This is a genomic window from Rhodococcus triatomae (genome assembly GCF_014217785.1).
In the GTDB taxonomy this organism is placed as follows: Bacteria; Actinomycetota; Actinomycetes; order Mycobacteriales; family Mycobacteriaceae; genus Rhodococcus_F; species Rhodococcus_F triatomae.
The window spans coordinates 4,710,745-4,730,981 of record NZ_CP048814.1; the positions used below are offsets into that span (position 1 = coordinate 4,710,745).

Here is a 20,237-nt window from a genome sequence, read left to right on the forward strand (position 1 = left end):
GTCGGATCCCCCGGCAGTTCGGGAATACTCCCAGGTAACATGGACAGGGATCCAGGCACCCGTCGCGGTGCTCCGAGAGCGGAAAAGTGAGGCTTTTTCATGACTGAGCGTGTTCAGGTCGGCGGTCTGCAGATCGCCAAGGTGCTCTACGACTTCGTCGAGAAGGAGGCCCTTCCCGGGACCGGTGTCGACGTCGACACCTTCTGGACCGGCGCCGACAAGGTCTTCGCCGATCTCGCACCGAAGAACCGTGACCTGCTCGCCAAGCGTGACGACCTGCAGGCCCGCATCGACGCGTGGCACCGGGAGAACCCGGGCACCCCGGATCCCGCGACCTATCGCGCCTTCCTCGAGGAGATCGGCTACCTGGTCCCTCAGCCCGACGCCTTCGAGGTGGGTACCGCCGGCGTCGACACCGAGATCACCTCGACCGCCGGCCCGCAGCTCGTCGTCCCGGTGCTCAATGCCCGGTTCGCTCTCAACGCATCCAACGCGCGCTGGGGATCGCTGTACGACGCCCTGTACGGCACCAATGCGATCTCCGAGGAGGGTGGAGCCGAGAAGGGCAAGGGCTACAACAAGGTTCGTGGCGACAAGGTCATCGCGTGGGCCCGCGACTTCCTCGACACCGCGGTGCCGCTGGCGACCGGCTCGCACAAGGACTCCACTGCCTACGCCATCGACGGCTCCGAGCTGAAGGTCACTCTCGCGGACGGCACCGTCACCACTCTCGCCCAGCCGGAGAAGCTCGTCGGCTTCCTCGGCGAGAAGGATGCACCCGCCGCGGTGCTGCTGCGCAACAACGGCCTGCACCTCGAGATCCAGATCGATCCGGCCTCGCCGATCGGCTCGACCGACGCCGCGGGCGTGAAGGACGTGGTGCTCGAGTCCGCGATCACCACGATCATGGACTTCGAGGACTCGGTCGCGGCCGTCGACGCCGACGACAAGGTCGTCGGCTACCGCAACTGGCTGGGCCTCAACCGGGGTGATCTGTCCGAGGAGATCGCCAAGGACGGCAAGTCCTTCACCCGCAGCCTCAACGCGGACCGCGTGTACCGGACCCTGGACGGTGGAGAGCTCGCCCTGCACGGTCGTTCGCTGCTGTTCGTCCGCAACGTCGGGCACCTCATGACGAACCCCGCCATCCTCGACGCCGACGGCAACGAACTGCCGGAAGGCATCCTCGATGCCCTGATCACGAGCCTCGCGGCCATCCACGGCCTGCGGCGCAGCGACGAGAACGGACCGCTCGACAACAGCCGGACGGGTTCGATCTACATCGTCAAGCCCAAGCAGCACGGCCCGGAAGAGGTCGCGTTCACCACGGAACTGTTCGCCCGCGTCGAGCAGGTCCTCGGACTGCCCGAGAACACCCTCAAGGTCGGCATCATGGACGAGGAGCGGCGCACCACCGTCAACCTCGCCGCCTGCATCAAGGAGGCGAGCGACCGGGTGGTGTTCATCAACACCGGCTTCCTGGACCGCACCGGCGACGAGATCCACACCTCGATGGAGGCCGGGCCGATGGTCCGCAAGGCCGACATGAAGAAGCAGAAGTGGATCGCCGCGTACGAGGACTGGAACGTCGACACCGGGCTGGCCACCGGTCTGCAGGGCAAGGCGCAGATCGGCAAGGGTATGTGGGCGATGACGGACCTCATGGCCGAGATGCTGGAGCAGAAGATCGGCCATCCCAAGGCGGGCGCGAACACCGCCTGGGTGCCGTCGCCCACCGGCGCCACCCTGCACGCCACGCACTACCACGAGGTCGACGTCTTCGCGGTCCAGGACGAGTTGAAGGGCCACCCGCGCGCGAGCCTGGACGACATCCTCACCATCCCGCTGGCACCGAGCACCGACTGGAGCGACGCCGAGAAGCAGGAGGAACTCGACAACAACAGCCAGTCGATCCTCGGCTACGTGGTCCGCTGGATCAGCCAGGGAGTCGGCTGCTCGAAGGTGCCCGACATCCACGACGTCGCGCTCATGGAGGACCGGGCCACGCTGCGGATCTCCAGCCAGCTCCTGGCGAACTGGCTGCGCCACGGCATCGTGTCCGAGGCCGATGTCGTCGCCTCGCTCGAGCGCATGGCACCGGTCGTCGACCGGCAGAACGCGGGAGATTCCGCGTACCGTCCGATGTCGCCGGCTTTCGACGACAACATCGCGTTCCAGGCGGCGAAGGAGCTGATCCTCGAGGGCGCGAAGCAGCCGAGCGGCTACACCGAGCCGATCCTGCACCGCCGTCGCCGCGAGTACAAGAAGGCGTTCGGCTGGTGATCTGAACCGACGCGATCCCCCCCGCCGTCGACCACGACGGCGGGGGGATCGCGTCCCGCACCGACTCGAAAGTCGAGACAATCCCGAACGGATACAGGGGGCCACGTGGGCCGGCATCGCGACGACAGGCGCTTCAGGGGCGTGAGCACCGGGCTCGTCGTCGCCGTGCTCGCGTGCGCGGTGGTGGCGGCCGCGGTGTTCGGATGGCTCCAGTTGCGCGACCGGATCCAGGACCAGGGAACCGCCGCGGCCGAGGCATGTGTCGAGGGCGAGTCGATCCTGCACGTGGCCGCGGATCCGGCGATCGCACCCCGACTCGCCGAGATCGCCCGGGAGTTCTCCGCCACCACCCCGGTGATCCGGGACCGATGCGTCACCGCCGAGGTCACCCCCGTCGCTTCCGACTCGGCCCGCGACGCACTGACGACCGAATCCGGCTGGAACGACGACCTCGGGCCGCGTCCGGCGCTGTGGGTACCGTCCAGCACCCACGATGCCCGCCGGGTCGCACCGACTGCCGTGGCGAACGGTGAGCCGCGCTCCCTCGCCACGAGCCCGATCGTCCTGGCCGCCCCCACCGTGCTCGCCGAGGCGATGACCGAGGCCGGGACGGGCTGGCGGGATCTGCCGTGGATGCAGAACGACCCGGCCGCGCTGGCACCGTGGGGCCTACCCGAGTGGGGCAGCCTCGGACTCGCGCTTCCGATGGGACCCGAGTCACCCGGGACGGAGATGGCACTCGAGGCCGTCGCGGCCGCCGTCGCCGACGAGGGGGCGGGCCCGGTCACCGAGGAGGTCGCGCAGTCCGACCCCGTCCGGTCCGCGATCGTGGCGCTCGGTTCCGGCTACCAGGCCGCGGGCGGACAGCCCGAGGCCACCGCTCCTGCCCTCCTCGAATCTCTCGCCGGCGACCCCGATCCGGCCGACGCCGCCGTCCACGCGGTCCCCACCACCGAGCAGTCGATCCTCACCCTGCTCCGCGACCGGCCCGATGCGGGAATCGCCGCGGTGGCCCCCGCCGGGGCCACCCCCGTCGCCGATTACCCGGCCGTCACCCTCCGCGGGCCCGGCACCGACGACACCACGTCCCGGGCGGCAGCGCAGTTCGTGGACTTCGCTCTCGACCCGCAGCGCGCACAGGTGTTCACCGACCACGGCTTCCGCGTCGGCGGCGCGGAAGGCCCCGAGGGCGTCGGTCCTCGTCCACTGCCTCCGATCGGCACTCCCCTCGTCCCGGCGGACGCGGCCACCGCCACGGAGCTCACCGCCGCGGCGCGCGATCCGCTCGGTGAGCGCAACACGGTGGTAATCCTCGACGTCTCACAGACGATGGGCACCGACAACGACGGTCGCAGCCGCCTGGAGGCCGCGTCCTCGGCGTTGGCCGCCCACGTGGAGCGATCCCCCGGCTCGTCGAATCTCGGGCTCTGGACGGCAGGTTCCGGTGCAGACGGAGCGGTCGGCTACCGGATCGCCGTGCCCCTGGGCCCCGTCTCCGAGGAAGGCCTGCCCGGGGGGACTCGCTCCGAGTCCCTGGTGGCGTCACTCGGCGACCAGAGTGCGTCCGGGCGACCCACACCGTATGCCGCGTTGTCCGAGGCGTACGAGCGTGCCGCGGCCGGCTATGTACCCGGTCGTCCGAACTCGATCCTGCTGGTCACCGACGGCACGACCGATACCAGCCCGGGCATCGACCGAGCGGCCCTGCTGTCCGCGATCTCGGACTCCGCGGACTCCTCGCGCCCGGTGACGGTGGATGTGCTGGTCCTCGGCGGGAGCGGGCCGAGCCCGGACACCGCCACATTGCAGACGGTCGCCGACCGTACGGGCGGCTCGCTGGTGCGGGTCGATTCCGCCGACGATGCCGCGGTGGCCGCGGCAGTGAACAGAATGCTCTCCTGACATGATCCGTCTTGCCGTGGTTGCGGCGTTCCTAGCTGTCATCTCGTACCTGTTGTACCGCCGATTGATCCGAGCCACCGGGATTCCGCGACCCTGGTCGACGGTTGCGACGACCGCACTGATCGTCTTGTGGGCCTCGGCCGTGGTGGGTATCGGCGCGGGGGACGTGTTCGAGACGTCGTGGTCTCGCCCCGCCGGCTTCGTCGGCTGGGTGTGGCTGGCGGCGGTCCTCTATCTGGTTCTCGGCATCACGGCGATCGGCGCCGTCTCCTGGCTGTGGCATCGCGCCCGCCGGACGGAGCCGGTCGACCCGTCCCGCCGGAACGTCCTGCGCGCCTCGTCCGCGGCCCTCGTGATCGCGGCGGTGGGGGCCGCGGCCTACGGGGTCGGTGAGGCGGCGCGGCCGCAGGTCGTCCACGTCCAGGTTCCGCTGGAGCGGCTCCCGGACGGGTTCGTGGGCACCCGGATCGCCCTCGTCACCGACCTCCACGTGGGTCCGGCACGCGGGGAGAGCTTCACCCGGGAGGTGGTCGACCTGGTGAACGCCCAGAATCCCGATCTCGTGGCCCTCTCCGGCGATCTCGTCGACGGGACCGTGGCCAAAATCGCCCCGGATCTCGAACCGCTCGGGGACCTGCACGCCCCGCTCGGCGTGTTCGGGGTGAGCGGCAACCACGAGTTCTACGCCGACGACGGCGGACGCTGGCTCGACGTCTGGGACACCCTGGGCATCCGGACCCTGCGCAACGAGCGCGTGGCGCTCTCACGGGAGGGTTCGGTCATCGACGTGGCCGGCGTGCACGACTATTCGTCCGAGGACCCGTACCGACCGGATCTGCCGGCTGCCCTCGTCGACCGGGATCCGTCGCGCTTCGTCCTGCTTCTCGCACACCAGCCGAAGCAGGCGCCCGAAGCCGGGGAACTCGGTGTGGATCTGCAGGTGTCCGGGCACACGCACGGTGGCCAGATGTGGCCGCTCGGCTACCTCGTCCCGCTGCAGCAGCCGTCCGTCACCGGCCTCGACACGTTCGGCGACGCGGTGCTGTACACCAGCCGCGGCGTGGGGACGTGGGGACCGCCCGTGCGGGTCGCGACCCCACCCGAGATCACGATCCTCGAACTCGTCCGCCCCTGACCCCTCCCGTGCCTCCGCTCCCCTTCCGGATGAATGGCAATTTCATCGCCTCTGAGGCGATGAAATTGCCATTCATCCAGGGGCGGATCAGGCGAAGGCCTCCAGCGGCGGGCAGGAGCACACCAGGTTGCGATCGCCGTGCGCGCCGTCGATGCGCCGCACCGAGGGCCACACCTTCGGACGGCCCGTTCCGCGCGGGTAGGCCGCGAGTTCCCGGCTGTACGGGTGATTCCACTCGGTCACCAGGCAGTGCGCGGTATGGGGCGCGCCGCGCAGCGGATTGTCGTCCACCGGCCACTCGCCGGACCCGACCCTGTCGATCTCCTTGCGGATCGAGATCATCGCCTCGCAGAACTCGTCGATCTCGGCCAGGTTCTCGCTCTCGGTCGGCTCGACCATCAGGGTTCCCGCCACCGGGAAGCTCATCGTGGGCGCGTGGAAGCCGTAGTCGGCGAGCCGCTTCGCGACATCGTCCACCGTCACGCCCGTGGCCTTGGTGAGCGGACGCAGATCGAGGATGCACTCGTGCGCCACCATCCCGTTCTCGCCGGTGTAGAGGACGGGGAAGTACTCGTCGAGACGGCGTGCGATGTAGTTCGCCGACGCGATCGCGGTCAACGACGCACGGCGCAGCTCGCGGGCCCCCATCATCCGGATGTACGCCCAACTGATCGGCAGGATCGAGGCGCTGCCGTACGGGGCCGCCGACACCGGGCCGCCGCCTCCGAGTCCCGGCACCGCCGGGTGCCCCGGCAGGAACGGTGCGAGGTGCGAGCGCACGCCGATCGGGCCGACACCGGGACCGCCGCCGCCGTGCGGAATGCAGAAGGTCTTGTGCAGATTGAGGTGGCTGACGTCCCCGCCGAAGCGGCCGGGCCGGGCGAGCCCCACCAGCGCATTGAGGTTGGCACCGTCCACGTACACCTGGCCACCCGCATCGTGTACCGCCGCACAGATGTCTGCGACCTCATGCTCGTACACACCGTGCGTCGACGGGTAGGTGATCATGATCGCGGACAGTTGTTCGGTGTGCGCGGCGATCTTGGCCTTCAGATCGTCGACGTCGACATCGCCGTTGGACCGGCAGGCCACCACGACGACCTTCATCCCCGCCATCACCGCGGACGCGGCGTTGGTGCCGTGCGCACTGGACGGGATCAGGCAGACGTCGCGGTGATCGTCACCGCGGCTGAGGTGGTAGGCGCGGATCGCCAGCAGACCGGCGTACTCCCCCTGGCTTCCCGCGTTGGGCTGCATACTGACCGCGTCGTAGCCGGTGACCGCTGCCAGCCACGTCTCCAGGTCGGCGACGATCCGGCGGATTCCCGGCGTGTCCGACTCGGGGGCGAAGGGGTGCAGGCCCGCGAAACCCGGCCAGGTGATCGATTCCATCTCGGCGGTGGCGTTGAGCTTCATGGTGCAGGACCCGAGCGGGATCATGCTCCGGTCCAGCGCGATGTCCTTGTCCGACAGAGCGCGCAGGTAGCGCAGCATCGCCGTCTCGGTGCGGTAGCGCGTGAACGCCTCGTGCCGGAGGTAGTCGGTGGTGCGGGCGAGTGCGGCGGGAACCGCGTTGCCGCCCACGTTCGCGACGCCGGCGGCCCCGAACGCGGCGGCGACCGCCGTGACGTGTGCTGCGGTCGTGGCTTCGTCACACGCGATGCCGACGTGGTCGTCGTCCACGTGGCGCAGGTTGATTCCCGCGTCCTTCGCCGCGGCCACGACGTCCGCCGCGCGCCCGGGGACGCGGGTGAGGACGGTGTCGAAGAACGCCTCGTGCACCACGTCCACCCCGGCCGCGCGCAGTGTGGTCGCGAGGGTCTCGGCGCGGTTCGCGATCCGCTGGGCAATGGCCCTCAATCCCTCCGCCCCGTGGTAGCTCGCGTACATGGCGGCGAGCACGGCCAGGAGCACCTGAGCCGTGCAGATGTTGCTGGTCGCCTTCTCACGCCGGATGTGCTGTTCGCGGGTCTGCAGCGCCAGCCGGTACGCGGTGTCGCCGTCGGCGTCCACCGACACACCGACCAATCGCCCGGGCAGCTGGCGCGCCAGTGTGGCGTGCACCGCGAGGTACCCGGCGTGCGGACCACCGAATCCCATCGGGACGCCGAAGCGCTGGGTCGTGCCGAAACACGTGTCCGCGCCGTACTCGCCGGGCGGGGTGATCAACGTCAGCGCCAGCAGATCTGCACCGACCGCGACCAGCGCGCCGCGCTCGTGTGCGGCGGCGACCAGGTCGCGGTGATCGACGAGTCGCCCGGATGACCCCGGAACCTGGGCGAGGACGCCGAAGAACTCGCCGTCGGGAAGACCGGCCGTGAGATCGGCGTCGACGATCTCGATACCGAGGGGCTCCGCCCGGGTGGCCAGCACCGCCCGGGTCTGCGGGAACACGTCGACATCGACGACGAAACGGGGTGAGGTGTTCTTGTTCGCGCGACGCAGCAGGGTCATGGCCTCCGCCGCCGCGGTGGCCTCGTCGAGCATCGACGAGTTCGCGATCTCCATGCCGGTCAGGTCGGCGACCATGGTCTGGAAGTTGAGCAGCGCCTCGAGCCGGCCCTGGCTGATCTCCGGCTGATAGGGCGTGTAGGCGGTGTACCACGCCGGGTTCTCGATGATGTTCCGCAGCAGTACCGGCGGGGTCAGCGTGTCGTGGTAGCCGAGGCCGATCATGGACGTGGCGACGGTGTTGCTCTCGGCGAGCGAGCGCAGTTCCGCCAGCGCTTCGTGCTCTCCCACCGGGGCGGGCAGCGCTGCGAGCCCGTCGGGGATGCCGCCTTCCGCACCGTCGAGGATGGCTGCGGGTACGGCGGACGTTGCCAGCTGATCGAGGCCGGCGACCCCCACCACGTCGAGGATCCGGGCCAACTCGCCCTCGTCGGGCCCCACATGACGGTCGGCGAAGGACAGGTTCTCGGCGTCGGTCACGAATCACTCCAGAGGTTCGAAGGAGGCACCGTGGCGGGTCAGCCCGGTGTGTCCTCCCCCTCTGTCGCCTGCTCGAACGAGCGCCTGAGAGATTCGGCGGAACCCGAGAGTCCGCTTTTCCCCGTGGGCGGGTGGGTGCTCCCACCGCTTTCCAGAGGCGTCGGAGCCCGCACGGTCCTGTGTGCCTGAGAGATTGACGGGGAGGTGCTGCTCCTTCGGCGCCCGTTCCCCTCGGATGACTCCTCGAGGCCCGGAACTCTCCCGCACGGCGTCGACGCAGATCCCAGTCTATGCCAACGCGGCCGCCTGCTCTGCGCGTGGTGACCGGGTGTGACCTATCCGGTCTTGCGGTTCGCGCGGTTGCGCCGCCGCGAGGACAACTCGTCCTCCGGTGCCTGCTCCGTCTCGCCGCCGTCGGCGCGCTCGGCGGGGAATGCGGCGATCGTCCCGGTCAACTCGCGCATCGCGCCGCTCACCGCGATCCCGAACACGCCCTGACCACCCTGCAGCAGATCCACGACCTCTTCCGCGGACGTGCACTCGTAGACGGTGGTGCCGTCGGAGAAGAGGGTGATCCTGGCCAGGTCCCGCACACCCCGGCTGCGCAGATGATCGACCGCGACGCGGATGTTCTGCAGGGAGATCCCGGTGTCGAGCAGTCTCTTCACGATCTTGAGGACGAGGATGTCCTTGAACGAGTACAAGCGCTGGCTTCCCGAGCCGGCCGCCCCACGAATCGAGGGCACGACGAGCCCGGTGCGAGCCCAGTAGTCCAGTTGACGGTAGGTGATGCCGGCGATCTGGCAGGCGCTGGGCACCCGGTAGCCGACCAGGTCATCAGGAACCGAATCGTCCGGGAAGAGACCGGGTTGGATGTCCTCGCTGTCCGGCGTGACACCGCTCGGCGCGGGCTCGACACGTCCGTCGAGCCTCGGATCCAGCTCCTGGTCCTGCGGCCGCTCTCCCACTGACTACTCCCTCTCGCAAGTTGCACTGAACCCGACGATCAGTGCGCCTGTGACGCCTCACGCCGACATCGGCCCGGTACCTGCGGACCTACTCAGCGTACGCTCGATGCTCACTGCAGGGCAGGTGATCACCGGTTCTGCGGGGCAGACACGGTGCCGTTCACTACATCGAACGCTATGACTCCGACACTGCGGGGTCAACGCGACGCGCCCGAAAAGTCTCAACCTTTACTCGAGAGATGTGACTTCCCGTTAGTGCGGCAGAGTGCAATCTATCCGTCGGTGGCCTTGAAATCGTCCGGCGACACGGATTCGAGGAACTCTTTGAACTTTTCGACCTCGTCCTCGCGCTCGTCCGGCATCACCAGACCTGCCTCGGCGAGGACCGATTCCTCCGCGAAGATGGGAACACCCGCTCGGAGCGCGATAGCCACCGAATCCGAGGGCCGCGCCGACAGCTTCGTGTCACCGTCGAAGACCAGGTCCGCATAGAACGTGCCTTCCTGGAGATCGACGATGCGGACTTCGAGCAGGCTGCGGCCGAACAGTTCGATCATGTTCTTGATCAAGTCGTGGGTGAGCGGCCGTGCGGGTTCGACGCCCTGCTGTTCGAGGGCGATCGCCGTGGCCTCCGTCTGACCGATCCAGATGGGCAGGTAGCGATCCCCGTTCGACTCCCGCAGAAGCAGTACCGGCTGGTTCTGCGGTTGCTCGACGCGGACTCCGATCACGTGCATTTCGCTCATCGCGTCTGCCTCCAACCTGGGGTGGCCTGTGCACGGCCTCGAGGGTGACCCGGAACGGCGCAGTGCCGTAACTGGATTCTATGCGAACTCTGCCGGGTGATCGACTCGCTACCGCATCGCCACCGACGCCAGCTCAGCGGTCGAGCGCACCCCGCACCGCGGACTTCACGAGACAGGTGTGCAGCGTCAGCGACAGCGCCGCGAGCTCCCGAACCATTTCCTCGGCGCGGTCCCGGGCACCCGCATCGCGTCCCTTCGCGACGGGGCCGGCGATCTGGGCGACCAGCCCCGCCTCGCGGTCTGCGGCGAGCTTGAACGCGCGCAGATGCCGGACCTCGAGGCCGAACTCGGACATCGCCTTGGCGGTCCGCGTGAGCGTCACGGCGTCCTCGCCGAAGAATCCCGCAGCACCCGGAACGACGAGGCCGCCCCGGATCAGCTCGGTGAGGAACTTCTCGTCCACCCCGGACCGCTCGAGCAGATCCTCCCGAGAGATGCGGACCTCGCGCTGCGCACGGAACTCCTCCGGCGAGATCTCACCGGGGGCGATCGCCAGCGCCCGCGGGCGCCGCGGTGCCGCATCGACGGCACCGACCGTCGCGGCTCCGCGGTCGATCGCCTCGAGCTGTTCCTTGATGACCTTCAGCGGCAGGTACTGATCCCGTTGGGCGGTGAGCACGTAGCGCAGACGCTCGCAGTCGGCGACCGAGAACCTCCGGTAGCCCGACGGCGTCCGCTCCGGGCTGATGAGCCCCTCCGCCTCGAGAAAGCGGATCTTCGAGATCGTGACGTCCGGGAAGTCGGGGCGCAACCGGTCCAGGACGGTACCGATCGACATCCCCGACTGCGCCGGCTGCCGCACGGCGGTCACTGGCTACCTGCACCAGCCGGTGTCTCACCGATCTGCGATCCGCCCGTCGGACGGGGACCGGTCAGGAACACCAGGCGGAACTTACCGATCTGCACCTCGTCACCGTTGACCAGTACCGCGGAGTCGACGGGCTCCCGGTTGACGTAGGTGCCGTTGAGGCTGCCCACGTCGACGACCTGGAATTCGTCGTCGTCCTGGCGGAACTCCGCATGCCGACGGCTGACCGTCACGTCGTCGAGGAAGATGTCGCTGTCCGGGTGACGACCGGCCGAGGTGGTCGGCTGGTCGAGCAGGAACCGCGAACCCGCGTTGGGGCCGCGCTTGACGACCAGAAGCGCGGAACCGGCGGGGAGCCCTTCGACGCCGGAGACCGGTGCCTCCGCACCGGTAGCGGCCGAGGAGTTGTCGAGCTCGTTGAGAAAATCTGCGCGGAAGACCGAAGTGGTCTCCGCCGGCGTCTCCCCGTATGCCGCGTCGTTCCCGTTCTCGCTCACCGTTGTCCTCCTCGATTCTTCGCCCAGCTTCGTTCACCGGGCGACGCAGTGCTCAGGCCCGCCGCGAACCGTGCTGCTCGTCGCGACTCGGCGCTACCTCGTGCCTTGCGGTCGTTCCCGCGGTGCTCCCGCCGTTCCCGACCGCTCGTGTTCTTCTGTCCTTCTCGCCTACTCGGCCGGTGCGCTGCTCCCCCGAGCCGACTCCCGCTCGCGTCGACTCCTGCACCAACCCTGCGGTTTGCTCCCCTCACCAATCATCGAGCGGCCTGCGCCCCGACTCGGCACACGCGTGTGCCTCGACCGTACCCTGCACGACCCGTGCCGTGTAGACGGACTTGCCACCGTGTCCGGTAGTTGCCCAGTTCACCGGTACAACTCCCGAAACCCCAGGGCCACCGAACTATCCGTTCGTTATCTCTTCGTAACCAGCGGCGTCGAGCGTGCCCGCCAGAGCCGCGTCCAGCGTGGCCTCGTCGGCCACCTCGAGTTCCACGAGCCACCCGTCTCCGTACGGGCCCGAGTTGACCAGTTCGGGACTGGCGTCGAGGGCCGCGTTCACCGCCGCGACGGTGCCGGTGAGCGGCGCATAGATGTCGGAGACGCTTTTGGTGGACTCGACCTCGCCGAACGAGTCGCCCGCCGTCACCGACTCCTTCTCCGCGGGAAGCTGAACGAACACGACGTCGCCGAGCTGGGACTGCGCGAAGTCGGTGATTCCGACCCGCACCGTGGTCGGACCGGTGCGCTTCACCCATTCGTGTTCCGCCGTGTAACGCAGGTCGGCGGGGATGTCGAGCTCACTCACTGGTGGCTTCCTTTCGGTTGCGACCCGGGACCGGGTCGCCTCGTGTCAGTTTCCGGGCTGAGCGTATTGGCGCGGTTCGATCTCCCGCAAGGCGGCGACGGTGAGCTGGCCCGACTGTTCGATGGTGATGCGCCCGCCGCTGCGGGAGACGTGATCGACGACACCGCCGGGAATGTTGAGCGCGGCTGCCAGTGTGGGCGGATCACCGATCGCGACAACGCCGTACGGCGAGGTCAGCACCTGGCCGTCCACCTCGAGACGCCCGGCCGCGCCGGCCACCCACGAGTCCACTCCGACCCGGAGTGCGGCTCCGTCGTCACCTCGGATCTCGATGGCCTCGGCTCCCGCCGCGCGCAGTTCCTGGAGTAGGTCGAGAATCACATCGGGCCCGACTCCGCTGCTCGGATCGGTCACGGTCATCGAGATCCCCGGACCGGCCGCCGGTACGGTCCCGATCTGGATCGACAACGACGTCAGCCGGGCCCGTGCCTGGTCGAGCGCCGCTTGCGGGCCGCCGCCCTGCTGTAGTTCGTTCAGCGTCTGCTCGAGGCCGGAAACCTGTTGCCGCAGCGCCGCTTCCCGCTGGTTCACGGTGTCCAGCACCACCAGCAGATCCGCCGGGCTCGCCGAGTCGAGGGCGTCCCCGGAGCCGGTGGTCTTGACCTGTGTCGCGATCGCGACGCCCAGCCCACCCAGCAGCAGCGCCGCGATGATCGCGAAGACCGCGTGTGAGCGACGCGAACCCGAGGAGTCCGTGTGCAGTTCGTGCTTGCCCTCGCTGCTCATCTCACGCCCCGAACAGTCGTCGACGCAGGGCCGCGGCGTTGCCGAAGATCCGGATCCCGAGCACCACCACGATGGCCGTCGACAACTGCGTTCCGACGCCCAGCTGGTCACCCAGCCACACGATGAGCGCCGCGACCAACACGTTGAAGACGAACGAGACCACGAACACCTTGGCGTCGAAGATCTCGTCGAGGTATGCGCGCAGACCGCCGAACACGGCGTCGAGGGCCGCGACGACCGCGATCGGAAGATAGGGCTGCACCGCGTCGGGAACGTTCGGGCTGAACACCACCCCGAGGACGATGCCGACGACCAGAGCGGCGAGTCCGTAGACCGCCGAGCCGACCTTCATCTGTTTCACGTCAACGCTCCCCCGCTGGGTATGCCTCGTGCAGCGACCGGACCGGCGCGGCCGGCAGGTCGATGTCGTCGCTCTGTGCGACCGAGAATCCGATTCCGTACAGCTGTTGCACACTCGCCATGCGCAGATAGGCGTCACTGACCACGAACCCGGTCTGCAGGGGACCCTGGGCCCCGATCGCCGACACCTCGTAGGGCGAGAACACCGGCCGATTGTCCACCAGCATCGCGCCGCCGGCCTGGCGGATGGTCACGTTCGGTCCCACCCGCACCCCGTCGACGGCCACCGCCTCCGCCCCGTCGTGCCACAGGGCGTTGACGACCATCTGCAGGTCGCGATCGAGAACGACGGCCCGGTCGCCGACGGTGCGCTGCGACGAATCGGACAGTCCCGGCCGGGGTGGCGGGTCGGTGAGAGTGACGACGATCCCCGGCCCGTGCACGGGTTCGAGCGCGGCTGCGGACTCGACCTCGCGTAGCGCCGCGAGCACCTGCGCACCCTCCGCATCCCCGGCGAGGACGGTGGTGCGAGCCGCATCGACCTGGGGCGTGAGCTCGTCGCGGCGTGCCTCCACTGCCGCGGCCCTGTTCTCGGCGTCGCGCACCGCCGTGAGCAGTTCGCCGCGCTCGCGCTCGGTCCCGGGGATGCGTTCGGCGGCGTCGACCGCCGCGTAGGCGAGCACGAACCCGACGAGCACCGCCCCGAGCGCCAGCCACAGTCCGGAGGACCACCGGGTGGTGCGGGTGTGGGCCTGGTCGCGGTCCTCGGCCGCCGCGAGATAGCCCGGGTCGAGGTGCTCGTTCATGAGCGACCGCAGGAGCGACGGCACCGGGTTGCGACGCACCGTCGGGTCGGAACGATCCATCACTGCGCTTCCCGCCCGGTGACCGGAACCGTCCTGGCGACCACGCGGGCCTCGAGGAGATAGACGATCCCGGTCCAGACGTACAGCGCCGTCCCCCAGATCAGGAAGGCGAATCCCCACGCCCGGGCGATCCCCGCACCGGCGAAGTCGAGTTGTGCCCCGAGCACCATCGGGAGCCCACACATGAGTGCGAACGTCGCGGCCTTGCCGAGGTAGATCACGTCCGGGGGCGGAAGTCCCCGGCGCCGGTAGATCGGCAGAGTGCAGGCCAGGATCAGGTCGCGTCCGACGAGGATCACGGCCAGCCACCAGGGGATGAAGTCCCGGGCGACGAACGCCACCAGCGTGACGACGACGTAGAGCCGGTCGACGAACGGATCGAGCAGGGCACCGAGTTTCGAGGACTGGTTCAGCAACCGGGCGAGCTTGCCGTCCAGCCAGTCGGTGGCACCGCTCGCGACCAGGAGGATCAGCGCCCACCCGTCGGCGTGCTGGACGAGGAGCAGGTAGGCGAACAGCGGCACCCCGACAAGCCGGAGCGCGCTGAGCGCGTTGGGAACCGTCGCGATGCGGTCGGAACGCACGATCTCCGGCTCCACCGAACCCACCTGTGCCCCTCCCGGTTGTCTCGCGCCGCTCGATGCCGCCACTCTTCCACATGGTGCCGTCCGGCTCCGGCCACATGGTGCCGCGCGGCTCCGGCGCGTTCAGCGCCAGGCGAACACCGGCTGCTCGTATTCGTCGACCCGGGTGTGTCGGCCGTGCAGCGCCACCTCGCGGAACTGGTGGATCACGGCGCCGGTCGGCGCGTGGACCAGGTGCCCACGGAACGGCCACTGGATCACCGGCCGCGGCGATTGTTCGATGCGAGCGAACCGCGGGTCGACGTCGAGTTCGTCCGGGGTGACCGCGAACACCGTGTGCACCTCGGCCGGATTCGGCTCGGCGTCCTCGATCCGCTGATCGGTCCACACGACGAACGGGGTGATGACGAATCCGGAGCGGGTGACGTAGTCGTCGAGCCGTCCGAGCACCTCGGAAGGGGTGACGGCGACACCGAGTTCCTCGGCCAGCTCACGGCGGGCGGCGTCCGCGGCGGTCTCCCCCGGGTCGACGCTGCCGCCGGGCAGGGCGAACTGTCCGGCGTGAGCGCGCATCGATCCCGGCCTCATGGTGAGGGGCAGGACATACCCGCCCGCCGCATCCCGCATCACCGCGAGCACCACCGATGCGGCGCGGCGCCCGTCCGGCTCCACCGTCCGTGGCGCGAATTCCGCCAGCGTCCGGCTCAACCTGTCCCGGTCGAGTGGAGAGGTGCCGGATACGTTCGACGTCATCACCGAGGTCTATCACTTCGTGCTCGGGCGCGGAGCGCACGGGCCAGGTGGTCGCGCTGCTCGAGTACCAGCCGACGCAGCGCCGCCGGTGCGTCGCCGTTGTCGGTCAGCCACGCGTCGGCATCGTCGGTGGATTCGGAATCGGGAAAGAGCCCGACGACGAAGCGACGGGCCAGTTCGATGCTGCGCCGTTCCCAGACCTGCCGCAACGATACGAAGTATGCGCCGGCATACGGACCTGTCAGATCGGCGCGGCCACCGGCCGTGAACCCGGAGACGACGGCGTCGAGCTGGTCGTTGGACAGTGTGCCGTCCGTCTGCGCCTCGTCGTCCTGCGTGCCGGCACGGTGGATTCTCGCCCACACCGTGGCCTTGACGTCCGGGTCCGGCGCGGAGGTGAGCGCACGCAGGTACGCGGTGCGTCCACTGCCGGTGTCGTCGTCGGCGAGTTCGCGGTCGAGATCGTCCGCGTCGGCATTGCCCGTCGCGACGAGGGCGGTCCACAGCGCCCACCGCAGATCCGGGTCCGGGTGGACCAGCTCGACGGCGAGTTCCTCGAGCCTCCCCGTTCTCTCGTGGCCCTTCGGGGGCTCGAGGAGCGCCCGGATACCGTCCGCGTAGCGGCCGTCGAACGCCGACGCGGCCGCGAGTGCCCGCGCCCAGGACAATTGCGCGTCGCTCCTCGGGGCCGCGCGCTGTACCTCGTTCCACACCGTGTCGAGCCAGGCCTGCCAGGCGGCGGGACGCTGCTCCACGGGAAGGTAGTGCGCGATGGCGAAGGCCGCGTTGCCGAGCACGGAGGTCAGCAGGACGTTGCTGGTTTCGGCCGGTGCGTGCCGGCGCGCCACCGACAGGTATCGGTCGACGTCCAGTTCGGCGTCCCGGGTGGCGTTCCACAGCGCGGACCACACCAGGCCGCGGGCGAGCGGATCGACGATGCGATCCAGTGCCTCCTCGACGGTCCGCAGCGAGGACTCGTCGAGCCTCACCTTCGCGTAGGTGAGGTCGTCGTCGTTGAGCAACACCACTGCGGCGGGCGCGATGTCCACCGGCGTGCGCTCCTCGACGAGATCGAGTTCGAGGCGTTCGACGCGAACCAGACGCCCCGCCGCGTCCGGCTCGTACCGTCCCACGGCGATCCGGTGTGGCCGCGGGTCGGTCTGGACGATCGCCGTTCCGTCCCAGGACAGGGTGGACACACCGCTGGTCTCCAGCCAGCGCCGGGACCACTCGGTGAGATCGCGTCCCGACGACTCCTCGAGCACCGCGAGCAGATCCGCGAGCGTCGTGTTCCCGAACTCGTGTGCACGGAAGTAGCGGCGGGCGCCGGTGAAGAATGCCTCGCGTCCCACGTACGCGACGAGCTGCTTCAGCACGCTCGCCCCCTTGGCGTAGGTGATGCCGTCGAAGTTCAGCTTGGCCGCCTCGAGATCGCCGATGTCGGCGACGATCGGGTGGGTCGTCGGCAGCTGGTCCTGCAGGTAGGCCCAGGCCTTGCGCCGGTTCGCGAAGGCCACCCATGCGTCGTCGAATCGGGTCGCCTCCGCACCGACCAGTGCTCCCATGTAGTCGGCGAAGGACTCCTTGAGCCACAGGTCGTCCCACCACGCCATGGTGACCAGGTCGCCGAACCACATGTGCGCCATCTCGTGCAGGACGGTGTTCGCGCGGCGCTGGTGTTGTTCCTCGGTGGACGCGCCGCGGAAGATGTAGGCCTCGGTGAAGGTGACGCACCCGGGGTTCTCCATCGCACCGAGGTTGTACTCGGGCACGAAGACCTGGTCGTACTTGCCGAACGGGTACGGATAGTCGAAGTGTTCGGCGTAGAAGTCCATGCCCTGCCGGGTGATCTCGACGATCTCCTCGGCATCGAGGTGCGGCGCCAGCGACGCGCGGCAGTAGATCCCGAGCGGCACCACGAGATCGCCTCGACGCCAATCGGATTCGACGCGGTGGTACGGGCCCGCGACGACCGCGGTGATGTACGTGGAGATCGGCAGGGTCGGCTCGAACGTCACGCGGTCGCCCCGCCGGTGGGCGACTCGCTGATTGGACAGCACCTGCCAGGACTCGGGAGCCTCGACGACGAAGGTGAACGGGGCCTTGAGATCCGGCTGTTCGAAGCAGGCGAAGACCCGGCGGACGTCGGCAGGTTCGTACTGGGTGTACAGGTAGGTGGCGCCGTCCACCGGATCCGTGAACCGGTGCATCCCCTCCCCCGAGCGGCTGTAGGTGCCGCGGGCCTCGACCGTGACCACGTTCACCGAGCCGAGCCCGGTGAGTTCGATCCGAGCGCCGTCGTAGCGGACCGGGACGTCGAGTCCGTTGACGGTGACGGCGTCGACTCGCGCGCCGAGGAAGTCGAGCCAGGTCCGGTCGGTGCGGGCCGCGAACTCGACGGTCGTCCGGGTCGGGAACGTCGTCGCCCCGGCGTCGGTGGCCGTGGCCGGTGCGGCGTCACGCAGGTCCAGTTCCACCCGATAGCCGAGCACGTCGATCTCGGTCTTGCGGCGGGCGGTGTCCTCGCGGGTCAGGTTGGCGGTGCTCACGAAACCCGATCCTGCCATCTGTGTGGCGCCTACGATGGAACCCGTGACCTCGCTCGTAGACGGAGGCGTTCCCGAGTACCGCCTCGCGGACGGCACGACGCTCCCCGCGGTGGGCTTCGGCACGTACCTCCTGCGCGGAACCGGCGGGGTCGCGGCCATGGTGAGCGCACTGGAGTCGGGCTACCGGCTCCTCGACACCGCCGTGTCCTACGAGAACGAAGGCGCCGTCGGGGAAGCGATCCGGCGGTCCGGTATCCCCCGCGAACAGATCCGTGTCTCGTCGAAACTCCCTGGCCGCCACCACGAATACGGCGAGGCTATCGACACGGTGCACGAATCGTTGTACCGAACAGGTCTCGACTACCTGGATCTGTATCTGATCCACTGGCCGAACCCACGGCAGGGGCGATACGTCGATGCCTGGCGTGCTCTCGTGGATCTCCGTCGACAGGGCGTGGTCCGTTCGATCGGCGTCTCCAACTTCCTGCCCGAGCATCTCGACCGCCTCGTCGACGAGACCGGGGTGGCCCCGAGCGTCAACCAGATCGAGTTGCACCCGCGCTTCCCGCAGGCGACGCAACGCGCCGCCGATGCGGGCCTGGGGATTCGCACCCAGTCGTGGAGTCCGCTCGGCCGCGCCGGTGATCTGCTCCGCGACCCGGAGCTCGCGCGGATCGCGCACACACACGGCCGGTCGATCCCGCAGACGATCCTGCGCTGGCACGTACAGCTCGGTACGCTCCCGCTCCCCAAGGCGTCACATGTGGACCGACAACGCGCCAACCTCGAGGTGTTCGACTTCGAACTGGGTGCCGACGAGATGGAGGCGATCAGCCGCCTCGGGCGGGCCGACGGTCGCTTGAAGGATCAGGATCCGGCGGTCTACGAGGAGTTCTGATCCACGGCCAAGGTGACGTCGACATCGTCGGCGAACCGGTACGGACGCGCCTCGAGCACTCCGCCGAACATCCGGCGCAGCCGGGACATCTCCGCACGGACGGTCACGACGCGGCTGCGGTCGGCGAAGAGGTGCGCCGCGAGGTCTGCGGCGGACAGGCCGTCGCGGTGTCGGGCGAGCAGGCACAGCACGTCCGCGTGTCGCGGACTCGGATGGTGGACCCATTGTCCGTGCGTGGTTCCGATCCGCACCGTTGCCGTGGAGGAACGCAGGTCGAGGTGGACCGTCGTCGCAGATGCGGGGTCGTCGATTCCGTGGGGCACCGGCCGGACGAGCCCGCCACCCGGGAGCGGATCCACCTCGCACAGGCCCCATACCGGGAGCCGGTGCCGTCCGGCGCGCACGCCTTCGGGGAGCGGGATCCGGTCGGCCGGTGACATCGCATCCACCGCGGCGACCCACCCGTCGGTGTCGAGCGCGGCCACCGGGCCCGCGCGTCCCGCCAGAAGTGGTGCCGCGACCCTGCGCAGTCGATCCAGCCGACGACGATGCTGTTCCCTCAGTTCCGATTCGGCGAGCCTGGACACGGCATCGACGAGGGCCACGGTGGCCGGATGCGCGGTGCGTGCCGGGCCGCTGACGTCGAGTACACCGATGACGCGTCCGGTTGCCGGGTCCCGTATCGGCGCGCCGGCGCACGTCCACTGATGATGGCTGCGCACGTAGTGCTCCGCCGAGAAGATCTGCACGGCACGGCGCGTCACGAGTGCGGTACCGATGGCGTTGGTCCCGACCGCGTCCTCGGCCCAGTTGGCACCCGGCACGAAACCCAACCCGTCCGCCCGGCCGATCGCCACGGGCGCGCCCTCGCGCCACAGGATGGTGCCGTCCCTGTCGGCGATGATCGCGACCGTCTCCCCGTCGTCGAGCAACGTCTCGACTCCCGCGGTGAGGCGGTCCACCACCACGTCGAGTCCCGAACTCCTCCGGTGCGCCTCGAGAGTCGGCCCGTCGACTGTCGCGGACGCGGCACCACAGTCCGGGTCCACTCCGCGCTCTCGCACTCTCCGCCAGGAGTCACCGACCACCTCGCGGGGGCGTGCGGGCGCCTTCTCCCCCGCCATGGTCGCGTCGTACACCGCCGCCAGCAATCGCGCGTAGTGGCGCGGATCCTCCCCGGCCGATACTGCCGGCTCGGGACCGCGGACTGGGGTCATCGCCCGATTGTGCGTCGGATCACAGTCGCATGCAACAACCGGCACCGCCGCCGCTACCCCCTGCAACCCTTGCCGCCCATCTCACGATG

General features: G+C 69.3%; 17 protein-coding genes and 1 riboswitch. Of the genes, 4 read left to right on the forward strand and 13 right to left on the reverse strand.

Annotated elements, in window-relative coordinates; all coding sequences use genetic code 11:
• The first annotated feature begins 99 nt into the window (after nucleotides 1-99).
• The 3 genes from G4H71_RS22050 to G4H71_RS22060 all read left to right on the forward strand — a co-directional run bounded on the left by G4H71_RS22050 (nucleotide 100) and on the right by G4H71_RS22060 (nucleotide 5,320).
• Complete coding sequence (locus G4H71_RS22050) at nucleotides 100-2,283, forward strand: malate synthase G (protein WP_072739049.1); 2,184 nt, start codon at nucleotides 100-102, stop codon at nucleotides 2,281-2,283.
• 141 nt (nucleotides 2,284-2,424) lie between these two features.
• Nucleotides 2,425-4,185 (forward strand): substrate-binding domain-containing protein, encoded by a 1,761-nt coding sequence (locus tag G4H71_RS22055; RefSeq protein WP_246442682.1) that lies wholly within the window; start codon nucleotides 2,425-2,427, stop codon nucleotides 4,183-4,185.
• 1 nt (nucleotide 4,186) lies between these two features.
• Nucleotides 4,187-5,320: a metallophosphoesterase gene (locus G4H71_RS22060; RefSeq protein WP_072739047.1), complete on the forward strand. Its 1,134-nt coding sequence runs from the start codon at nucleotides 4,187-4,189 to the stop codon at nucleotides 5,318-5,320.
• Nucleotides 5,321-5,407: 87 nt separating this feature from the next.
• On the opposite strand, the gene gcvP is transcribed toward G4H71_RS22060, so the two are convergent.
• The 12 genes from gcvP to pepN all read right to left on the reverse strand — a co-directional run bounded on the left by gcvP (nucleotide 5,408) and on the right by pepN (nucleotide 18,033).
• A complete protein-coding gene (gcvP, locus tag G4H71_RS22065; RefSeq protein WP_072740214.1) occupies nucleotides 5,408-8,251 on the reverse strand; it encodes an aminomethyl-transferring glycine dehydrogenase in 2,844 nt (947 codons plus the stop codon).
• A 162-nt stretch (nucleotides 8,252-8,413) separates the two neighbouring features.
• Nucleotides 8,414-8,525: riboswitch (glycine riboswitch) on the reverse strand.
• Between the two features lie 61 nt (nucleotides 8,526-8,586).
• Nucleotides 8,587-9,219: a MerR family transcriptional regulator gene (locus tag G4H71_RS22070; RefSeq protein WP_072740215.1), complete on the reverse strand. Its 633-nt coding sequence runs from the start codon at nucleotides 9,217-9,219 to the stop codon at nucleotides 8,587-8,589.
• 272 nt (nucleotides 9,220-9,491) lie between these two features.
• Nucleotides 9,492-9,965, reverse strand: a complete 474-nt coding sequence (locus G4H71_RS22075) for a bifunctional nuclease family protein (protein WP_072740234.1) — start codon at nucleotides 9,963-9,965, stop codon at nucleotides 9,492-9,494.
• 133 nt (nucleotides 9,966-10,098) lie between these two features.
• Nucleotides 10,099-10,836: a transcriptional regulator FtsR gene (gene ftsR, locus G4H71_RS22080; protein ID WP_072740216.1), complete on the reverse strand. Its 738-nt coding sequence runs from the start codon at nucleotides 10,834-10,836 to the stop codon at nucleotides 10,099-10,101.
• Nucleotides 10,833-11,330 carry an oxoglutarate dehydrogenase inhibitor Odhl gene (gene odhI, locus G4H71_RS22085; protein ID WP_072740217.1) on the reverse strand — a complete coding sequence of 166 codons (498 nt, stop codon included), beginning with the start codon at nucleotides 11,328-11,330 and terminating at the stop codon, nucleotides 10,833-10,835. The genes ftsR and odhI overlap by 4 nt, the downstream gene beginning before the upstream one ends.
• Nucleotides 11,331-11,730: 400 nt before the next feature.
• On the reverse strand, nucleotides 11,731-12,135 hold the full coding sequence (gene gcvH, locus G4H71_RS22090) for a glycine cleavage system protein GcvH (RefSeq protein ID WP_072740218.1): 405 nt from the start codon (nucleotides 12,133-12,135) through the stop codon (nucleotides 11,731-11,733).
• A gap of 45 nt (nucleotides 12,136-12,180) precedes the next feature.
• On the reverse strand, nucleotides 12,181-12,921 hold the full coding sequence (locus G4H71_RS22095) for a DUF881 domain-containing protein (protein ID WP_072740219.1): 741 nt from the start codon (nucleotides 12,919-12,921) through the stop codon (nucleotides 12,181-12,183).
• Between the two features lies 1 nt (nucleotide 12,922).
• The gene (locus G4H71_RS22100; protein ID WP_072740235.1) at nucleotides 12,923-13,273 is read right to left on the reverse strand and encodes a small basic family protein; all 351 of its coding nucleotides are present in this window, start codon (nucleotides 13,271-13,273) and stop codon (nucleotides 12,923-12,925) included.
• A 10-nt stretch (nucleotides 13,274-13,283) separates the two neighbouring features.
• Nucleotides 13,284-14,147: a DUF881 domain-containing protein gene (locus G4H71_RS22105; protein WP_072740220.1), complete on the reverse strand. Its 864-nt coding sequence runs from the start codon at nucleotides 14,145-14,147 to the stop codon at nucleotides 13,284-13,286.
• On the reverse strand, nucleotides 14,147-14,755 hold the full coding sequence (locus tag G4H71_RS22110) for a CDP-alcohol phosphatidyltransferase family protein (RefSeq protein WP_072740221.1): 609 nt from the start codon (nucleotides 14,753-14,755) through the stop codon (nucleotides 14,147-14,149). The genes G4H71_RS22105 and G4H71_RS22110 overlap by 1 nt, the downstream gene beginning before the upstream one ends.
• Nucleotides 14,756-14,854: 99 nt before the next feature.
• On the reverse strand, nucleotides 14,855-15,484 hold the full coding sequence (locus G4H71_RS22115; protein ID WP_072740222.1) for an NUDIX hydrolase: 630 nt from the start codon (nucleotides 15,482-15,484) through the stop codon (nucleotides 14,855-14,857).
• Complete coding sequence (gene pepN, locus G4H71_RS22120) at nucleotides 15,484-18,033, reverse strand: aminopeptidase N (protein WP_072740236.1); 2,550 nt, start codon at nucleotides 18,031-18,033, stop codon at nucleotides 15,484-15,486. Before pepN ends, G4H71_RS22115 begins: the two co-directional genes overlap by 1 nt.
• Nucleotides 18,034-18,067: 34 nt before the next feature.
• Here pepN and G4H71_RS22125 point away from each other — a divergent pair, with 34 nt between their 5' ends.
• Complete coding sequence (locus G4H71_RS22125; RefSeq protein ID WP_072740223.1) at nucleotides 18,068-18,931, forward strand: aldo/keto reductase; 864 nt, start codon at nucleotides 18,068-18,070, stop codon at nucleotides 18,929-18,931.
• Here the strand turns inward: G4H71_RS22125 and G4H71_RS22130 are convergent.
• Nucleotides 18,916-20,148, reverse strand: coding sequence for a helix-turn-helix domain-containing protein (locus tag G4H71_RS22130; RefSeq protein WP_072740224.1), 1,233 nt, complete (start codon nucleotides 20,146-20,148; stop codon nucleotides 18,916-18,918). The two genes, G4H71_RS22125 and G4H71_RS22130, sit on opposite strands and share 16 nt — an antisense overlap.
• Nucleotides 20,149-20,237: the final 89 nt, after the last annotated feature.

Bases quoted from the DNA above. Each gene is read 5' to 3' on its own strand.
- G4H71_RS22050 (WP_072739049.1), top strand. From the start codon at position 100: ATGACTGAGCGTGTTCAGGTCGGCGGTCTGCAGATCGCCAAGGTGCTC.
- G4H71_RS22060 (WP_072739047.1), top strand. From the start codon at position 4,187: ATGATCCGTCTTGCCGTGGTTGCGGCGTTCCTAGCTGTCATCTCGTAC.
- G4H71_RS22075 (WP_072740234.1), bottom strand. From the start codon at position 9,965: ATGAGCGAAATGCACGTGATCGGAGTCCGCGTCGAGCAACCGCAGAAC.
- G4H71_RS22095 (WP_072740219.1), bottom strand. From the start codon at position 12,921: ATGAGCAGCGAGGGCAAGCACGAACTGCACACGGACTCCTCGGGTTCG.
- G4H71_RS22100 (WP_072740235.1), bottom strand. From the start codon at position 13,273: ATGAAGGTCGGCTCGGCGGTCTACGGACTCGCCGCTCTGGTCGTCGGC.
- G4H71_RS22105 (WP_072740220.1), bottom strand. From the start codon at position 14,147: ATGGATCGTTCCGACCCGACGGTGCGTCGCAACCCGGTGCCGTCGCTC.
- G4H71_RS22115 (WP_072740222.1), bottom strand. From the start codon at position 15,484: ATGACGTCGAACGTATCCGGCACCTCTCCACTCGACCGGGACAGGTTG.
- G4H71_RS22125 (WP_072740223.1), top strand. From the start codon at position 18,068: ATGGAACCCGTGACCTCGCTCGTAGACGGAGGCGTTCCCGAGTACCGC.
- G4H71_RS22130 (WP_072740224.1), bottom strand. From the start codon at position 20,148: ATGACCCCAGTCCGCGGTCCCGAGCCGGCAGTATCGGCCGGGGAGGAT.